This is a genomic window from Pseudomonas sp. 21615526 (genome assembly GCF_013386245.1).
Lineage (GTDB): Bacteria > Pseudomonadota > Gammaproteobacteria > Pseudomonadales > Pseudomonadaceae > Aquipseudomonas.
The window spans coordinates 12,793-28,272 of the sequence record NZ_JACAOM010000063.1; the positions used below are offsets into that span (position 1 = coordinate 12,793).

At 60.1% G+C, this 15,480-nt stretch carries 17 protein-coding genes and 1 tRNA gene; 5 read left to right on the forward strand and 13 right to left on the reverse strand.

Going from position 1 to position 15,480, the window contains the following annotated elements:
• Positions 1-49: 49 nt before the first annotated feature.
• From HX786_RS17895 to HX786_RS17910, 4 genes are all read right to left on the reverse strand, one after another.
• Positions 50-382, reverse strand: a complete 333-nt coding sequence (locus tag HX786_RS17895; protein WP_178912409.1) for a hypothetical protein — start codon at positions 380-382, stop codon at positions 50-52.
• A 22-nt stretch (positions 383-404) separates the two neighbouring features.
• Positions 405-815 carry a type II toxin-antitoxin system HicB family antitoxin gene (locus HX786_RS17900; RefSeq protein WP_003212074.1) on the reverse strand — a complete coding sequence of 137 codons (411 nt, stop codon included), beginning with the start codon at positions 813-815 and terminating at the stop codon, positions 405-407.
• A 23-nt stretch (positions 816-838) separates the two neighbouring features.
• Positions 839-1,021 (reverse strand): type II toxin-antitoxin system HicA family toxin, encoded by a 183-nt coding sequence (locus tag HX786_RS17905; RefSeq protein WP_003189411.1) that lies wholly within the window; start codon positions 1,019-1,021, stop codon positions 839-841.
• A 171-nt stretch (positions 1,022-1,192) separates the two neighbouring features.
• Entirely contained in the window at positions 1,193-2,101 is a 909-nt protein-coding gene (locus HX786_RS17910; protein WP_102604152.1) for a LysR family transcriptional regulator, read from the reverse strand.
• Between the two features lie 95 nt (positions 2,102-2,196).
• On the opposite strand from HX786_RS17910, the gene HX786_RS17915 reads away from it, so the two are divergent.
• Positions 2,197-3,360, forward strand: a complete 1,164-nt coding sequence (locus HX786_RS17915; protein ID WP_178912410.1) for an MFS transporter — start codon at positions 2,197-2,199, stop codon at positions 3,358-3,360.
• On the forward strand, positions 3,357-4,547 hold the full coding sequence (locus tag HX786_RS17920; RefSeq protein WP_178912411.1) for an MFS transporter: 1,191 nt from the start codon (positions 3,357-3,359) through the stop codon (positions 4,545-4,547). The genes HX786_RS17915 and HX786_RS17920 overlap by 4 nt, the downstream gene beginning before the upstream one ends.
• On the opposite strand, the gene HX786_RS17925 is transcribed toward HX786_RS17920, so the two are convergent.
• From HX786_RS17925 to HX786_RS17935, 3 genes are all read right to left on the reverse strand, one after another.
• Entirely contained in the window at positions 4,540-4,848 is a 309-nt protein-coding gene (locus tag HX786_RS17925; protein ID WP_003212064.1) for an addiction module antidote protein, read from the reverse strand. The genes HX786_RS17920 and HX786_RS17925 overlap by 8 nt on opposite strands.
• A gap of 2 nt (positions 4,849-4,850) precedes the next feature.
• Positions 4,851-5,144, reverse strand: coding sequence for a type II toxin-antitoxin system RelE/ParE family toxin (locus tag HX786_RS17930; protein WP_178912412.1), 294 nt, complete (start codon positions 5,142-5,144; stop codon positions 4,851-4,853).
• Between the two features lie 161 nt (positions 5,145-5,305).
• Entirely contained in the window at positions 5,306-6,118 is an 813-nt protein-coding gene (locus HX786_RS17935) for a helix-turn-helix transcriptional regulator (protein ID WP_008437810.1), read from the reverse strand.
• 95 nt (positions 6,119-6,213) lie between these two features.
• On the opposite strand from HX786_RS17935, the gene HX786_RS17940 reads away from it, so the two are divergent.
• From HX786_RS17940 to HX786_RS17950, 3 genes are all read left to right on the forward strand, one after another.
• The gene (locus tag HX786_RS17940; protein ID WP_178912413.1) at positions 6,214-7,110 is read left to right on the forward strand and encodes an SDR family oxidoreductase; all 897 of its coding nucleotides are present in this window, start codon (positions 6,214-6,216) and stop codon (positions 7,108-7,110) included.
• A 317-nt stretch (positions 7,111-7,427) separates the two neighbouring features.
• The gene (locus HX786_RS17945) at positions 7,428-7,667 is read left to right on the forward strand and encodes a DUF6124 family protein (RefSeq protein WP_003212057.1); all 240 of its coding nucleotides are present in this window, start codon (positions 7,428-7,430) and stop codon (positions 7,665-7,667) included.
• A gap of 169 nt (positions 7,668-7,836) precedes the next feature.
• The gene (locus HX786_RS17950) at positions 7,837-8,643 is read left to right on the forward strand and encodes a polysaccharide lyase family 7 protein (RefSeq protein WP_178912449.1); all 807 of its coding nucleotides are present in this window, start codon (positions 7,837-7,839) and stop codon (positions 8,641-8,643) included.
• A 46-nt stretch (positions 8,644-8,689) separates the two neighbouring features.
• Here HX786_RS17950 and HX786_RS17955 read toward each other — a convergent pair whose 3' ends face one another.
• The 6 genes from HX786_RS17955 to uca all read right to left on the reverse strand — a co-directional run bounded on the left by HX786_RS17955 (position 8,690) and on the right by uca (position 15,320).
• The gene (locus HX786_RS17955; protein WP_177068322.1) at positions 8,690-9,145 is read right to left on the reverse strand and encodes a hypothetical protein; all 456 of its coding nucleotides are present in this window, start codon (positions 9,143-9,145) and stop codon (positions 8,690-8,692) included.
• Between the two features lie 168 nt (positions 9,146-9,313).
• A tRNA-Gly gene (locus HX786_RS17960) sits at positions 9,314-9,387 on the reverse strand.
• A 137-nt stretch (positions 9,388-9,524) separates the two neighbouring features.
• Positions 9,525-10,409: an alpha/beta fold hydrolase gene (locus HX786_RS17965; protein WP_003212046.1), complete on the reverse strand. Its 885-nt coding sequence runs from the start codon at positions 10,407-10,409 to the stop codon at positions 9,525-9,527.
• Between the two features lie 291 nt (positions 10,410-10,700).
• Positions 10,701-11,393 carry a pseudouridine synthase gene (locus HX786_RS17970; RefSeq protein ID WP_178912414.1) on the reverse strand — a complete coding sequence of 231 codons (693 nt, stop codon included), beginning with the start codon at positions 11,391-11,393 and terminating at the stop codon, positions 10,701-10,703.
• Positions 11,393-11,605 carry a cysteine-rich CWC family protein gene (locus tag HX786_RS17975; RefSeq protein ID WP_003212042.1) on the reverse strand — a complete coding sequence of 71 codons (213 nt, stop codon included), beginning with the start codon at positions 11,603-11,605 and terminating at the stop codon, positions 11,393-11,395. Before HX786_RS17975 ends, HX786_RS17970 begins: the two co-directional genes overlap by 1 nt.
• 73 nt (positions 11,606-11,678) lie before the next feature.
• Positions 11,679-15,320 carry an urea carboxylase gene (gene uca / locus HX786_RS17980; RefSeq protein WP_178912415.1) on the reverse strand — a complete coding sequence of 1,214 codons (3,642 nt, stop codon included), beginning with the start codon at positions 15,318-15,320 and terminating at the stop codon, positions 11,679-11,681.
• Positions 15,321-15,480 lie beyond the last annotated feature (160 nt).

A 15,480-nucleotide genomic window follows, 5' to 3' on the forward strand; every position in this document is an offset into this window, starting at 1 on the left:
GCCGGCCCAGGGTGGAACTACGTTTCTTGCGGTCGAATTCGCGAACGACTTAGAAGTTCCAGTAAACCCAATCGGCGTAATACGGATACCAATAAAACCACGAGAACCAGTACAGCGCCTTGAGTACCGATGCCGTGCCAATGACAAAAAATGAAGCGATGTTGAGCAGCGTGATGATCACGGCAAATACGGTTACACGCCGACTGGCATGCAGTTGGGCAAACCGGGCGCCATAAACGGAGGCGGTGATGGACGCCAGCACCAACACGAGTCCCAGCGCAAAGGGCAGCCTGAGGAACGAGAGCAGCAGAGGAGCGATCAGTACCCAGCCCAGTACCTTGCGCAGTACGGGGCTGGGCGTGCGGTCTGAGGGAGGGAGCATTGCGCGGTTCCTTGAAGTGCTGTTACCGGTCTTGTTGCAATACCTTGAGGGCAGCAGACGCAAGAAAGCCCGAACGGCTTTTTTCTTCCGGATGATGCAGGACGTATTCGTCAATGCGGTTCAGCAGATAGCCGGGCAACGTGATATTGAGTTTCTGTGCCTTGCCCAGGTACTTGGTCACATCAATATCCACCACCGCCCAAGTACAGCCGGCATATTGCGGGTTGGCGGCATGGAGGGTGACTTTCTGTGCTGTAGGAATGGGCGCACCGTCTTCTGCGAGGATCTCGAAGTGGCCTTCGATCGCTTCGCGAGCCATGGCCATGGCGTCGTCCAGATCATCTCCAGCTGAGAAGCAACCGGGAATGTCCGGGACTTCCACACCCCAGGCATGGTCCTCGTCACCGGTTGAAATTGCGATTGGGTACAGCATGTTTGTTGTCCTCCACGAACGTGTTAGCTGAGCAGAGCTTGTTTCAAAATGCTCTTTGCGGTCTTGTCCAGCAGGTCCTTTTTAGGATGGGGAATCGTCACGAGCCCCGGCTTTGTCGGGTGCTTGAAATGATGATGGCTGCCTCTGATTCGCACCAGATACCAGCCATCCGCAACGATGTGACCTATCAAATATCGGCTGTCCACAGCACCTCCTTGTGGTGTGTGTTGGTGGAGACTATAACCACTGAAAATAAATTATCAACACTCTACCTACCAGCGGTCGATGACCGGTGTTTCTGTAGGGCGCGTATGTAGTGTATGAGCGCATGGGGACGGTGCCCGGCGGAGGTATTGCGAGGTTTTTCGAGAGAACAATCAGGCTTTCTGACGAGCCTGCAGCAACTCATCAATTACCGTGAGAAATGCCGTGACCATCAAGCTGCTTGCGCCGCTGCGCGTAAGAACGAGCAGCCGTGCATACGCTTCCGCGTCCACCAACGGCCGATACGTCACGCCCTTGTTCATCAAACTCTGCGTACATTCCGGCACCAGCGCCACACCTTGTCCCGCCGCCACCAGTGCAATGATCGAGGTAATTTGCCGTCCCGACGGCCCGGCCCTCAGTGGCAAACCTTTGTGCCGATAAAGCTGCTCAATGGACTGGTTAAGCCCCGAGCCATAATCGGCTGGGAACAGAATCAACGGGTACCCACTCAACTGCGCCAGGCTGACCTCGGCCTGGTTGGCCAACGGGCTGTCGCTGGACACCGCCGCCACCAGCCGCTCCTCACCCAACGACAACGCTTGCACCTCAGTCTGACCGTCCTGGGGCAGTAACCGGCTCAGGCCGATATCCAGGCGGCCATCAGCCACCTGTGCGCCCAGGCTGCCGGAGGCGCATTCCACCAGCGTCAGTTGCACATCGGGAAAGCGTTGGGCGAAGGCTTGAATCGCCTGGCTGAACAAGTCCGATAGGGCTATCGAACTGACGTAACCCAGCGCCATTTGCCCGGCGGCACCCGCCGCCAATTTGCCCGCGATGACTTCAGCGAGGTCGACCTGCTCCAGCACCGCCCGTGCGTAGGGCAGGAACGCGCGCCCCTGGGGAGTGAGCGAAACCGTGCGACTGGTGCGGTCGAACAGGCGAAATCCCAGCTCAGTCTCCAGCGCGGAAATCTGCCGGGTCAACGGCGGCTGGGCCAAGTGCAGGCGAATGGCCGCTCGGCCGAAGTGCAATTCTTCGGCGACGGTCAGAAAGTAACGCAGCTTGCGTAGGTCGAGCATCCTGGCCCCAGGGTATTGATCGGTTCGAAATCGGTATTGGTCTCGGGTGTGCGGGTCATTCTATAAAGGCCTCAGATAATAAAACGAGAGGTTTCATGAAACCGCGCCTGCATTGTGCCCGTCTTGCCCTGTTCCTGTGTGGCTGCGCGGCGTTTCTCAACCTCTACGCCACCCAGAGCATTTTGCAGACCCTTGCCGCCAACTTTGAAGTGAGCGCCAGGGCGGCCGGTTGGAGCATTACCGTCACCACCTTGGCGGTAGCGCTGACCGCGCCCTTTGTCAGCCGCCTGACCGGGCGTTTTGAGCAACGCACGGTGATCTCGGCGGCTGCGCTGTTGCTGGCGTTGCCGGCGCTGATGACTGCCTATGCCAGCAGCTTTGCCGAACTGCTGGTGTGGCGCTTTATCGAAGGCATGCTGATCCCCGTGGTGTTCGCCACCAGCGTGGCCTACATCGGTGATCGCTGGCGCGGCGGCACCGTCACCGAAGTCACCAGCCTCTATGTGGCCGGCACCGTGCTCGGCGGGTTTGCCGGGCGCTTCGTCACCGGCGTGATGACCGAGTACGTCGGCTGGCGCGAAGCCTTTGAACTGTTGGCAGTGTTGAGCCTGATGGTGGGCGGATTTATCCAGTTCCTGCTGCCGGGCAATCCGCCCCGAGTCGCACGACCTTCAACCACCTGGGCCGACGTGCTCGGCACGCCGCTGCTGGCAGCCTACGCCGTAGGATTTTGCGTGCTGTTCTCCCAAGTGGCGACGTTTACCTACGCTGGCCTTTACCTCAGCCAAGCCCCGTTCGACCTTGGCCCGGCGGCGCTGGGCACGATCTATATGGTGTTCCTGCTGGCCCTGGTGGTCATTCCCGTTGCCGGGCGCCTGAGCAAATCCCGCCCGCAATCCGAACTGCTGACGGCGGCTGCGGTGCTTGGCGTTTGTGGCTCGGGCCTGACCTTGCTGCCATCCCTGTGGTGCATCGTGCTGGGCCTGGCCCTTAGCTCCACGGGCGTGTTCCTCGCCCAGGCCGCGGCCAGCGCCTTTACCACTGCCACCGCCCGCCACAACAAGGCCGGCGCCGTGGGCCTGTACCTCACCTGCTATTACCTGGGCGGCAGCTTCGGCGCCATCGTCCCGGCGCTGATCTGGGGGCGTTGGGGTTGGGTGGGGTGTGTGGCGCTGATCATCGGTTTCCAGCTACTGTCGTTGCTGATCGCCCTGGCGGGCTGGAAGCCCCTCCAACCTGAACTGAGCAAGACCTCATGAACGATGCCGTTGCCCTGCCGGTACCCGAGACTTCCGCCCGTCGCCGCTCGTTGATCGCCGGCTGCAGCGCCCACGCGATTCACGATGGCCTGACCGATGTGATCTACGTGCTGCTGCCGATCTGGCAAGCGCAGTTCGGCATGACCTACGCCCAGGTCGGCCTGCTGCGCGGTGCCTATTCCGGGATGATGGCGGTGTTTCAGCTGATGGCCAGTCGCGCCGCCAAACGCTGGGGACGCACGCCGATGCTGGTGGGCGGCACGGCGCTTGCCGGTGTTGCCTATCTGTTGGTGGGGCAGGCGACCGGGTTGGGCATGTTGTTGCTGGCGTTGCTGTTGGGCGGGCTGGGGGCGAGTACCCAGCATCCGCTGGCTTCTTCGATGATCACCGACACCTACGAGAGCGGTGGTGGGGTCAAGGAAGCGCTGTCTCAATACAACTTCTCCGGGGACATTGGCAAAACCCTGGTTCCCGGGCTGGTCGGCCTGTTGCTGACCGTCATCAGCTGGCGCGCGAGCGTCACGCTTCTTGGAGTGCTGGGATTGGCTGCGGCGGGGTTGCTGTGGTGGCTGATCCCAACGCAGGCAGCGGCGTCCACTTCCGGGAAAACCGCCAGGACACTGGTAGGAAGCGGCTCCGTCAGCGGCCTGCGTGCGCTGATCGTCACGGGCACACTCGACAGTGCCGTGCGCATGGGCTTTCTCACGTTTCTGCCCTTTCTTCTGCAAGCTAAAGGCGCCGGCACTGCGGGCATCGGTCTCGCGCTGACCATGCTGTTTATCGGCGGCGCCTTCGGCAAATTGCTCTGCGGCTACCTCGGCGCACGCATCGGCGTGATGAAAACCGTGTGGCTGACGGAGAGCAGCACGGCGGTGTTGATCGTTGCGGCGGTGTACCTGCCGTTGAGCGGGTTGATGGTGATGTTGCCGGTGTTGGGGCTGGCGTTGAATGGCACCTCTTCGGTGCTGTACGGCGCGGTGCCGGATCTCGCTGGCGCAGGTAAACGCGAGCAGGCGTTTGCCGTGTTCTACACCGGCACCATCGGCGGGGGCGCGTTGGCGCCGGTTCTTTTTGGCGGGCTGGGGGACTCGATGGGCGTGCCGGTGGCGGTGATGGTGCTGGCGGGGATGTTGTTGCTGACGTTGCCGTTGGCGTGGGTGGTGCAGCGGGGCTGCTCACTCAAATAATCGAATGATTGGCGACATGCCCCGGCTGTGCTTGCAGATCGATACCCAGTGCGTGAAGCACCTTGAGTACCGTTTCGAAGCGGGGCTTTGCTCCAGGGGCAAATGCCTTGTACAGACTCTCACGGCCCATGCCGGTATCGGTCGCGACCCGCGCCATCCCGCGAGCTTTGGCCACGTACCCGACGGCCCTGAGGAACTCCTCGTTATCGCCGTCGGCCAGAACTTGAGAAAGGTATTCGCTGATGGCTTCATCACTGTCGAGCAGTGCCGCCATATCAAATGTCGTCAGTGTTTGGCTCATGATCAAACTTCCTTTGCCAGTTTTTTTGCTCGCCGGATGTCGGCGTCTTGTGAGGATTTGTCGCCACCGGCCAGCAAGACGATGACGGTTCTTCCTCGCTGCGTGAAATACACTCGATAACCCAGATCGATATCTACGCGCATTTCCGAGACACCGTTGCCTACCGTCTTTATATCGCCCAGATTGCCAGCAGATGCGCGATCGATGCGCCGGGCGATGGCGATTTTTGCGCGTAAATCACGTATTGCTGAATGCCAGGTAATGAAGGTCTGCGTTTGCTGGACATGATAGTTCACGGGTTCTCACTGTATCCATATGGATACTGGCTGGCAATAGGCATGAGCACGTGCGCGCGGCGCGGTTAGGCGCAGGAGAATGATGTGAGTAAGGCTAAGGATTCAAATGGTCTCTTGTTGCGAGCGATTGCAGTGTCGAAGTCTCTTGCAGTTGCTGGCGCCTAATCCATCAAGGATGCGATCCGCTGCGCATCCTCCGGCGTCGCCGGGTTGTACACCACCATATTCAGATCCTTGCGCCCATCGACCGCAAACACTGAATACTCAAATTCGATCGGCCCCAACACCGAATGGCGTATCCGCTTGATGCGATCACCATGGGCGCCCTGAACATCGTTTTCGCTCCACATCGCCTTAAATTCAGGGCTGCGTCGACACAGTTCATCCACCAGCGGCTGCACCTGCTCCGCCGCGCCTGAGCGCGCCGTATCAATCCTGAAAGCCCCCAGCACAAATCGCGCCACGCTTTCCCAGTCGTATTGGGCCGCGCGGGAATTGGGATCAAGGAACATGAACCGCAGGATATTTCGCTGTTCCGGCGCCTGGGATCCGTAGTCCATCAACATCACCGTCGCCGCCTGGTTCCAGGCCACCACATCCCAGGTCGCCGTACGCAGGATCGCGGCGCTGGGGTTCAAGGCATCCAGTACCCGTTGCAGGCGTGGCGTCACCGTTTCGTTTTGCTGGTAGCGCACTTCGGGTGGGCGTCCGAAGGCCAGCAGGAACAGATGCTCGCGTTCGATATCGGTCAACATCAGCGCATGGGCAATCCGCTCCAGCACTTCCACCGACGGCGCGCCGCCACGGCCCTGTTCGAGCCAGGTGTACCAGGTGGGGCTGATGTTCGCGCGTTGGGCCACCTCTTCGCGGCGCAAACCTGGCGTACGCCGTCGTGCCGATGAGAAGCCGAATGCCGCCGGATCAAGCCGGGTACGTCGGTCTTTCAGATAGCTGCCCAACTGGTTTGCGCTCATAGCCTGTTAGCCTCTATACCCTGATAACCTCACTACTTTACCCGTATAGGGCAAGCGCACAGATTAGTCTCTGAATACACACGGAGATACGGTTCATGCGCATATTTATAACGGGTGTCAGCGGATTTATCGGGTCGGCTGTCGTCAAGGAACTGATCGCGGCGGGCCATCAGGTGCTGGGGTTGTGCCGCTCGGATGACAAGGTGGCAGCGCTGGAGGCCGCCGGGGCTCAGGTACATCGTGGGTCGCTTGAGGACCTGGGAAGCCTCAAGTCTGGTGTTGCCCAGGCGGATGGCGTGATTCACCTGGCGTTCAATCACGACTTCTCGAAATTCGTCGCGAACTGCGAGGACGACCGCCGGGTTATCCAGGCGCTGGGAGAGGCACTTGCCGGGTCGGATCGACCGCTGATCATTACCTCCGGTGTCGGAATTGCGAGCACCGTGCCGGGGCAGTTGGCGACGGAGGATGGTGCGGTGGTTACCTCAGCGCAAATTCCCCGTGCGGCGTCAGAAGAGGCGGCTAACGCTGTAGCCGCGACGGGGGTGAATGTGTCGGTAATGCGTTTGCCTCAAGTACACGACACCGTCAGGCAGGGGCTGGTTAGCCCGGTGATCGAGTTGTATCGCGAGAAGGGCGTTTGCGCTTACATCGCCGACGGGAAAAACCGTTGGCCGGCGGCACATATTCTGGATGTGGCTCGGCTCTACAGGCTGGCGATTGAAAAGGCCGAGCCGGGCACGAGGTATCACGCGGTGGCGGAGGAGGGTGTGTCGCAACGGGAGATTGCCGAGGTGTTGGGGACGCGGCTTGGTTTGCCGGTTAAATCCATTTCGGCGCAAGAGGCTCAGGGGTTTTTTGGTTGGTTGGCAAGGTTTACCGCTCACGATATGCCTGCATCCAGTGCGATCACGCGCAAGAAGTTGGGATGGGAACCGGTGGGGCCGGGGTTGCTTGCGGATCTTGCGCAGTTGGAGGGAACTGAAGGCTGAAGCGCGGATTGGCCTGAATATTTGAACCTTGCTCCATTGCCTACACAACCATCAGAATCGTCCCGGTTGTACGCCTTGGGCAACCTCTTTAAGGTTCGTCAGCCGCTGCCCATCAGCGGTCGGGTTTAGTAGCCCGGTGAAGTTTTGGCGTACGGCTGTTCTATCGGTCAGGCATCTTATTGCCTGTGCCTAATGGTAGCTGTGCGCAGGGCGTCTTCGGGCGCGCCGGTTCTGAAACTTCCCGGTCTACTAACCTGCGTACAGCTGCCACCCTATCTCCGTAGTACTGGGTGGTGGTCCTTCTTGAGGATCAACAGATGTGTACTGACTCGTATAACTCACCCGTAAGAATCTTCAGCGTACGTCCCGAAATCGGCACCGATGCATTGCTCGCCAACGCTTACGAAACCATTGCCGGCGCTGGCGCAATGACCAACGAATTTGCCGATAACCTGCCAGATAAGCATCGCAGTCTGGCCTTGGCGATTCAGCAAATGATTGAACTGGGGCTTTTACTGGTAGAAGCCGTGCAGGACCGAGTGGATCGGGTTTCTTGATTCTGTAAAAGGCTTTCCCTTCCAGGCCGCACATACCAAGGGAAGGGCAGCCCTCCAATATTTTTTTCTCTTTCGGCAGTAAGGCGCATTACATTGATTCGACACCCGCAACAGCTATCGGATCTGCTGGCGTTGGAGTTGGGGCTTTGACGAATAATTGGTGACGGTGATGCACGCATTTAAAGTGTTTGGCGCTAGAGTTATCGCGGTGTCGGTAGTGGCCATCGGAGTGATTTTTAACGGTGGAAATGCCTTTGCCCTGGATGCCACAAAAACCCCAGGCGACAACCTGCCCAACCTGAGCCGTGCGTACGTTCTTCAGGATTTCAATGCGCAAGGTCAGCCAGAAGAAATAGCGCTAGGCGAAAATCTTCAGAACGCCTATTTCTACACAAACTGTTATCGCTCATCGGGATGCCATCAAGGTGTGCCGGAAGGAGCGCTGGTATTCAACACACCCTCGGGTCTTAACGCGACGCCCAACAGTCACTATCCCCGGGTTGAACTGCGGGCAAAAAGAGAGTTCACCGCAGGTGATGTGTTTGATAACACCCAGTCCGGCGAGCTTTACGTGGTGCAAAATCCAAGCACAAAATCGATCATATTTGCCCAGATACATGGCGACAAGGCGGGAGGTTCGGAGCTGCTGAAGCTTCGCTGGGAAGGTGGCTCGATCATCGCCGGGACCAAAACGCGCTATGGGCAAAAGGAGCAACGGACAGTATTGCTGAAGGGGCTCGAGCTTAACGACAAGCTGAATTACAAGATTGAGGTCAAGGGCTCCGAGGGTGGCATGGTGCTGCTGGTTTCGGCTGCGGCGAATGGCAGGCAGGCCAGCCGGGAGTTCGATATTCCGCCATCGGGTTGGCAGGGCATCAATCTGTATTTCAAGGCCGGGAATTACAACCAGACCGCTGAGCAGGACGGCGGGGCAGCTATTGTTGCGTACACCTCCCTGGATGTTAGTTATCGATAAATAGGACAGTTTGGGGGGAGTTCCCCTCCTTGACCGATCCGTACCGTTATTTCTTGAAGTACATCATTGCATCAATAAACCGCTCAGCTTTTTGCTGAGTGTCGACCAGAGAAAAGTTCATGGTGCTACCCGCCTGATTTCGGGTAATCACCACCCAACGGCCGCGCTTGGAGTAAAGCGTCGCGGTACCAATTGAGTTGAAATAGATCCTGGTTTGTACCGACTTGGACGAGGTGACCGAGCTTCCGGCAGCTATTGCCCCGTTACCAATCGGTACTGCACTGGCAAACCCGCTGCTGGACGAGACGATGCCGTTGCCATAACCGATGTACTCGTCGGTGAAAAATACCTGCTCAGGCCTGGTCTTTTGCGGTTGCTCCATCAGGACCTGCTCGATTATTGATCTTGCCTGTTCCGCAGTGATGGGGGCCGGCGTGTATTCAACGACTTTGGCGGCGCAGCCGGTGATCAATAACATGACTGTAATAACGAAAGCCTTCATCCCTGATCCCTTGAAATTGATATTGGCAACTCTGCCACGGCGAACATGAGAGCAGCATGATTGCTGCACGTTGTACCAAATCCCACCCATAAAAAAACCGGTCACCAAGGACCGGTTTTTTTACACATCCCCCGTCAAAACCAGCCTGACGCAGGAGCAAAATCTGAGTGGAGCGGGTAGAGGGAATCGAACCCTCATCTAAAGCTTGGGAAGCTTTCGTTCTACCACTAAACTATACCCGCTCAGAGCGGCTGACTTTGTACCAGATGTGCTCGCGGATTTGAAGTTTTTCTTCGAAAATTCTGTGTTTTACGTGCCAACGGTCGATCGTGGGCAGGCGGCCCCCCTGGGAAATCCGGCCCGCCCACAACCCCACCGCTCATACGGCAAACGCATGCTGTGGCTGTGACGCGTGGTACCGCAACCGGCTTGGCTGCTGCTCCGGTCTCAAAAAGCCCATCAACGCCTCCCGGCTATCCCGGCACGCGGCCTTGTGCTCCATATCCAGAAAGTGCCCGGTTGCCTGAATCGTGCCGAAGCTGCTTTTCGCAATATGTTGCCCAAACAGCTTGGCATCCTGGGCACTGGTGTACTCGTCCCATTCGCCGTTCAAGAACAACACCGGTATATCAATCTGCTTAGCGGCCTTGAGGTAGCACAGCCGGTCGCTGTTGAGCACGTGGCTGATGTGAAAGTGCATCTGCCCATACTCGTGCTCGGCCAGGCTGCTCACGTGTTTGTGATTGAAGCGTTTGAACAGCGACGGCAGGTGTTTGCCGATGGTGCTGTTGACCAGGTGGCCCACGCGGTCGCGGTCGAGGTTGCCGAGGTAGTCGACACCGCGCTCCAGGTAGTCGCGCATCGGGGCGTTGATCACCGGGGAGAACGAGCTGATCACGGCCTTTTCCACACGGCGCGGGCGGTGGGCGAGGGCGACGAGGGTCGCGGCGCCGCCCCAGGAAAAGGACAGCACGTGTTCGGCGGCGAAGTGGTCGATGAGTTCCAGAAGGATCTGGCCCTCGACTTCTTTCGTCAGCATATGCTCGTGGCGGTTGTGGATTTTGGAGCGGCCAGCGTAGGGCTGGTCATACAAAACCACGTTGAACGTCGGGTGCAGGCTTTTCACGGTCTGGGCGAAAGACGCAGTGGTGGCCATTGAGCCGTTGACCAGGATGATGGTCTTGGCTGCTGCGTCCGCGCGATAGAACTCCGTGTAAACCCGATACTGACCCTGTATATCCAGCACAGCGATTTCTGGCCTCATGTCGTAAGACTCCTGGCAAGCGGGTAATGCGCGCAGATCACTCTGCACGAGCTTTGTGACAGGTAGGCATACGCCTGGAAGTGAGGGCCCATGTCGATCCGACGGGTGTTGTTATGGCGGGCAATTTGCCGTGAGAGGCCCGCAGGTCAAGCGTGCGGACGGGCAAAGTGTTTCTTGTAGGTAGGGGTGACTCGCCAGTCAGATTGCGGCTGGCTGGGTTGATTCAAGCATCAGGGATGCCAGTTCGCCAGTCGATGGCGTGGGTTTTTGCCATCATCGGCTGAACGGTCATCAGACCTGTTGGATTTCAGCCTCTGTAAGCGCCCGGTAATGGCCTGGCGCAAGGGCTGCGTCCAACTCCAGCGGTCCCATGCGTTCGCGGTGCAGGCGCATCACTTTGTTGTCGAAGTGCCCGAACATGCGCTTCACCTGGTGATAACGCCCTTCAATGATGCTCAGGCGCGCCGTTCTGGGGCCCAATAGTTCCAGTTCCGCCGGTTGGGTGGTGAGGTCTTCAAAGGCGAAGTACAGGCCGGCGGCGAAAGTGGCCGCGTATTGCGGGCCGATGTCCTGCTCGGTCTCGACGTAGTAGACCTTGGGCAGTTTGGTTTGCGGCTGGGTCAGGCGGCGGGACCACTGGCCGTCGTTGGTGATCAGCATCAGGCCGGTGGTGTTGAAATCCAGACGACCGGCGATGTGCAGCTCGTGCTTGTCCGGTTCATCCAGCAGGTCGAGCACCGTGGGGTGTTGCGGGTCGGACGTGGCGCTGACGCAGCCCTGGGGTTTGTGCAGCATGAAGTAACGCGCGGGTTTGCCGGCTTGCAGCACTTCGTCATCCAGCAACACACGGCTGAACTCGCTTACCGGGTGGTGCGGATCGCTGATGGCCTGGCCGTCGACGCTGATCCGCCGCTCCACCAGCAACAGGCGAACCTGTTTACGGTTGAAACGGGGCAGGTTGCTGAGGAAACGATCTACGCGCATTACGACCGCTCGTTGCCGCGCAGTTGTTCGTCCACCTGGGCACAACGCGGGCACAGGCAGGCTTTGTTGCGCAGTTCCGCCGGCAAGGCTTCGAGCACTGCGGGGTCGATGCTGACGGAATAGCACCAGCATGCCTGGTCGGCAGTGCGCGGGTCGGCCAGGGCGCAATCGTTGCGGGCGCCGCAGGCGGGGCAGAGGGTTGGCGTGGTCATCGGTCGGTTCAGGCTGTATCGGACAAGGTCCCGGTGAAACCCGGTGTGCCTTGCACGATACAGCCCCGCCGCGTTATTGCAAATCACGCTCCAGCACCACCACCCGTTGGCCTGCACCAATGCCGCTGCCGGGCTGCACCGGAATTTCCCGCACGGTGCCGGCGAACGGTGCGACTACCGGGATTTCCATTTTCATCGACTCCAGGATCACCAGCACATCTCCCGCCGCCACGCGTTCGCCAGCGCTGACCTGCACTTGCCAGAGATTGCCGGCGATGTGGCTGTCGATGCTGTATTCGTTGGCCTGCAAGGGCGTGTCTGCGCCCTGTGGTGCGGCGAGTTCCTCGCTGTCGAAATGCGCCTGGCCGCTGGCGATCCAGCGTTCGCGTTCGGCGTTGAACGCGCGCTGTTGTTGCCCGCGAAACGCGCCGATGCTTTCGGCTTCCTGCGCGAGAAAGGCCTGGTAATCCGTCAGGTTCAACTGACTGTGTTCGATGCTCAGTTCAAACCGCCCAAGGGGAAAATCCCGGCGAATCTGCACCAGCTCATCGGAGCTCACCGGGTAAAAGCGGATCTGGTCGAAGAAGCGCAGCAACCACGGTTTGCCATCGAACGCGGCGACTTCCCGGTAGCGGTTCCACATCTGCAAGGTGCGCCCGACGAACTGATAACCGCCGGGACCTTCCATGCCGTACACGCACAGGTAGGCGCCACCGATGCCCACGGAGTTTTCGGCGGTCCAGGTGCGTGCCGGGTTGTACTTGGTGGTGACCAGGCGGTGACGCGGGTCCAGCGGCGTGGCCACGGGCGCGCCGAGGTAGACGTCGCCCAGGCCCATCACCAGGTAGCTGGCATCGAACACGGTGTGGCGCACTTCGTCGAGGTTGGCCAGGTCGTTGATGCGGCGGATGAACTCCAGGTTGCTCGGGCACCATGGGGCATCCTTGCGCACGGTGGTCATGTATTTTTCGATCGCCAGTTGGCAGGCCGGGTCGTCCCAGGACAGTGGCAGGTGGACGATGCGCGACGGCACCTGCAGGTTTTGGCTGGCGCAGACGGCGTGCCATTCGGCGGTGATCAGCGCCAGGAGGTCGGCGAGGGTAAGTTGTTCGGGCTGATAGTGGATTTGCAGGGAGCGGATGCCGGGTGTCAGGTCGATGACGCCGTGCAGGGCTTGTGCTTCGAGGGCTTGCATCAGGGCGTGGGCGCGAAAGCGCAGCACCAGGTCGAGTTCCGGGGCGCCGATTTCCAGGAGCAGGTGGGTGTCGCCGGCGAGGCGGGCGACGAGGCGGGTGTCGGCCTGGCCGATGTCCAGAACAACAGGCGACCTGATCATTCCCACGCTCTGCGTGGGAATGCATCCTGTGACGCTCTGCGTCATTGCGTCGACAGCGGGACGCGGAGCGTCCCAGGCGGCATTCCCACGCAGAGCGTGGGAACGATCCCAGTTCAAGGCGAGGTCTCGGGCGGTCTTGATGTCGACGGGGGTGAAGCAGATTTTGTCACCCGCCTTGAGCTGGCCCAACTGCCACAAGTCCGCCTCGATCACCGTCACCGGGCATACAAACCCACCCAGGCTCGGGCCGTCGGGGCCGAGGATCACCGGCATGTCCCCGGTAAAATCCACCGCACCGATCGCATACGGATTGTCGTGAATATTCGACGGATGCAACCCCGCCTCACCGCCATCCGTACGCGCCCACAGAGGCTTCGGCCCGATCAACCTCACACCCGTGCGGCTGGAGTTGAAATGCACTTCCCACTGGGTGGCAAAGAACGTCTCGATGTACTCGGGCTTGAAGTATTCCGGCGCGCCGTGGGGGCCGTAGATCACCCGCAGTGTTCGCACCTCGCCAAGCGGTTCAGGCACTAGCGTATTGCCGCAACTGAGATCCTCCAACGGCAGTAAGTGCAACACATCACCCGCCCGCAAAGCCCGCCCGCCATGCCCACCAAACTGGCCAAGGGTGAAGGTACTTTTGCTTCCCAGATAATCCGGAACCTGCAGCCCGCCGCGCACGCAAAGGTAGCTGCGAGCACCGGCCCCGGCGATGGTGCCCAGGTTCAAGGTTGCGCCCGCCGGGATCAGCAACGCGGTGTTCATCGATACCGCTTCATCATTCAAGCGCAGCACAATGTCTGCACCCGTCACCGCCACCACCGCCGCACAATTGAAGCGCAGCAACGGCCCGCTCATGGTGATTTCCAGCGCAGCGGTGCCCTCGGCATTGCCCAGCAGGCGATTGCCCAGGCGCAGCGCGCGACTGTCCATCGGCCCCGACGGCGGCACGCCTACGGCCCAGTAACCGAGGCGCCCCGGATAGTCCTGCACACTGGTTTGCGTGCCGGCGCTGAGCACTTCAAACGTGTTGGCGTGGTACACCAAATCTTCAAGGCAGCGCGTCCACGGATGGCCACTGGCGAACGGTGTAGCGAGCAGAATCTGGCGCAGATAATCGCGGTTGGTTTCCACGCCGTACAGTTGGCTGTTGCTCAGGGCTTGATGCAAATCCAGGCGTGCCTGTTCGCGGGTCGGCGCCCAGGTGATGAGCTTGGCGATCATCGGGTCGAAGTAGGGCGGAATCTCGCAACCGGCCTCCACCCACGTGTCGATGCGCAGGCCTTCAGCGACCGGGAAGTCCACATACGTCAAAAGCCCCGGGCTTGGCTGAAACTCCCGGCCCGGATCTTCGGCGTACAGGCGTGCCTGAATCGCGTGGCCGTGAGGCTTCAGTTGCAGTTCCCGCAATGGCGGCATTTCCCCGGCGGCCAATTGCACCATCCAGCGCACCAGGTCCACGCCCCACACTTGCTCGGTGACGCCATGTTCCACCTGCAACCGGGTGTTCACTTCCAGAAAATAGAAGCGGCCATCGGCGCTATCAAAGATAAATTCCACGGTGCCGGCGCTGCGGTAATTCACTGCCTTGGCCAGGGTGATGGCGGCACGGCACAGCTCATCCGCCATGCCGTCGGGCAGGTTCGGCGCCGGGGTTTCTTCAAGCACTTTCTGGTTGCGCCGCTGCACCGAACAGTCGCGCACACCGAGGGCGATCACCTCGCCGCAGCCGTCACCAAACACCTGCACTTCCAGGTGCCGGGCGTGCTGGATGTACTTCTCGATAAACACACCGGCATCGCTGAAATTGTTCTGGCCCAGGCGTTTCACCGCCTCGAAACAGTCGCGCAATTCATCGGCGCTGTGGCACACGCGCATGCCGATCCCGCCACCACCGGCGGTGCTTTTAAGCATGATCGGATAGCCCACGGTTTCCCCGGCCAGTAGTGCGGCGTCGAGGCTGTTGAGCAGCTCGGTGCCTTCCAGCAGCGGGATGTTGTGCTGCCTGGCCAACGCGCGCGCGGTGTGCTTGAGGCCGAATACCCGCAGCTGTTCCGGCGTCGGGCCGACGAAGGCGATGCCTGCTGTTTCGCAGGCTTCGGCGAAGGCGGCGTTTTCCGATAGAAAGCCATAGCCGGGATGAATCGCGGTGGCGCCACACGCCTTGGCCGTGGCGAGGATTTTCTCCACCGACAAATAGGTGCCGGCCGCCGCGCCTTCGCCCAGGCTGTAGGCCTCATCCGCTTGCTGGATATGCAGGCTCGCGGCATCGGCTTCGGAATACACCGCCACGCCCTTGACCGAAAGCTCACGCAAGGTGCGCAGGATGCGGCAGGCGATGGCGCCACGGTTGGCGATCAACAGTTTTTCGAACATGGCAAAACCCCGCAGGCCGATGAGTGCTCGGCCTTGTCCTGGGATGCGGGCCGTCCCGCAAATGTGGATGGCGCTACGGTCGTCCGCAGCGCATGCAGTCAGTGTGGGAGGTGGAGTGTGGGAGCGGGCTTGCTCGCGAATGCGGTGGTTCAGTCAATAC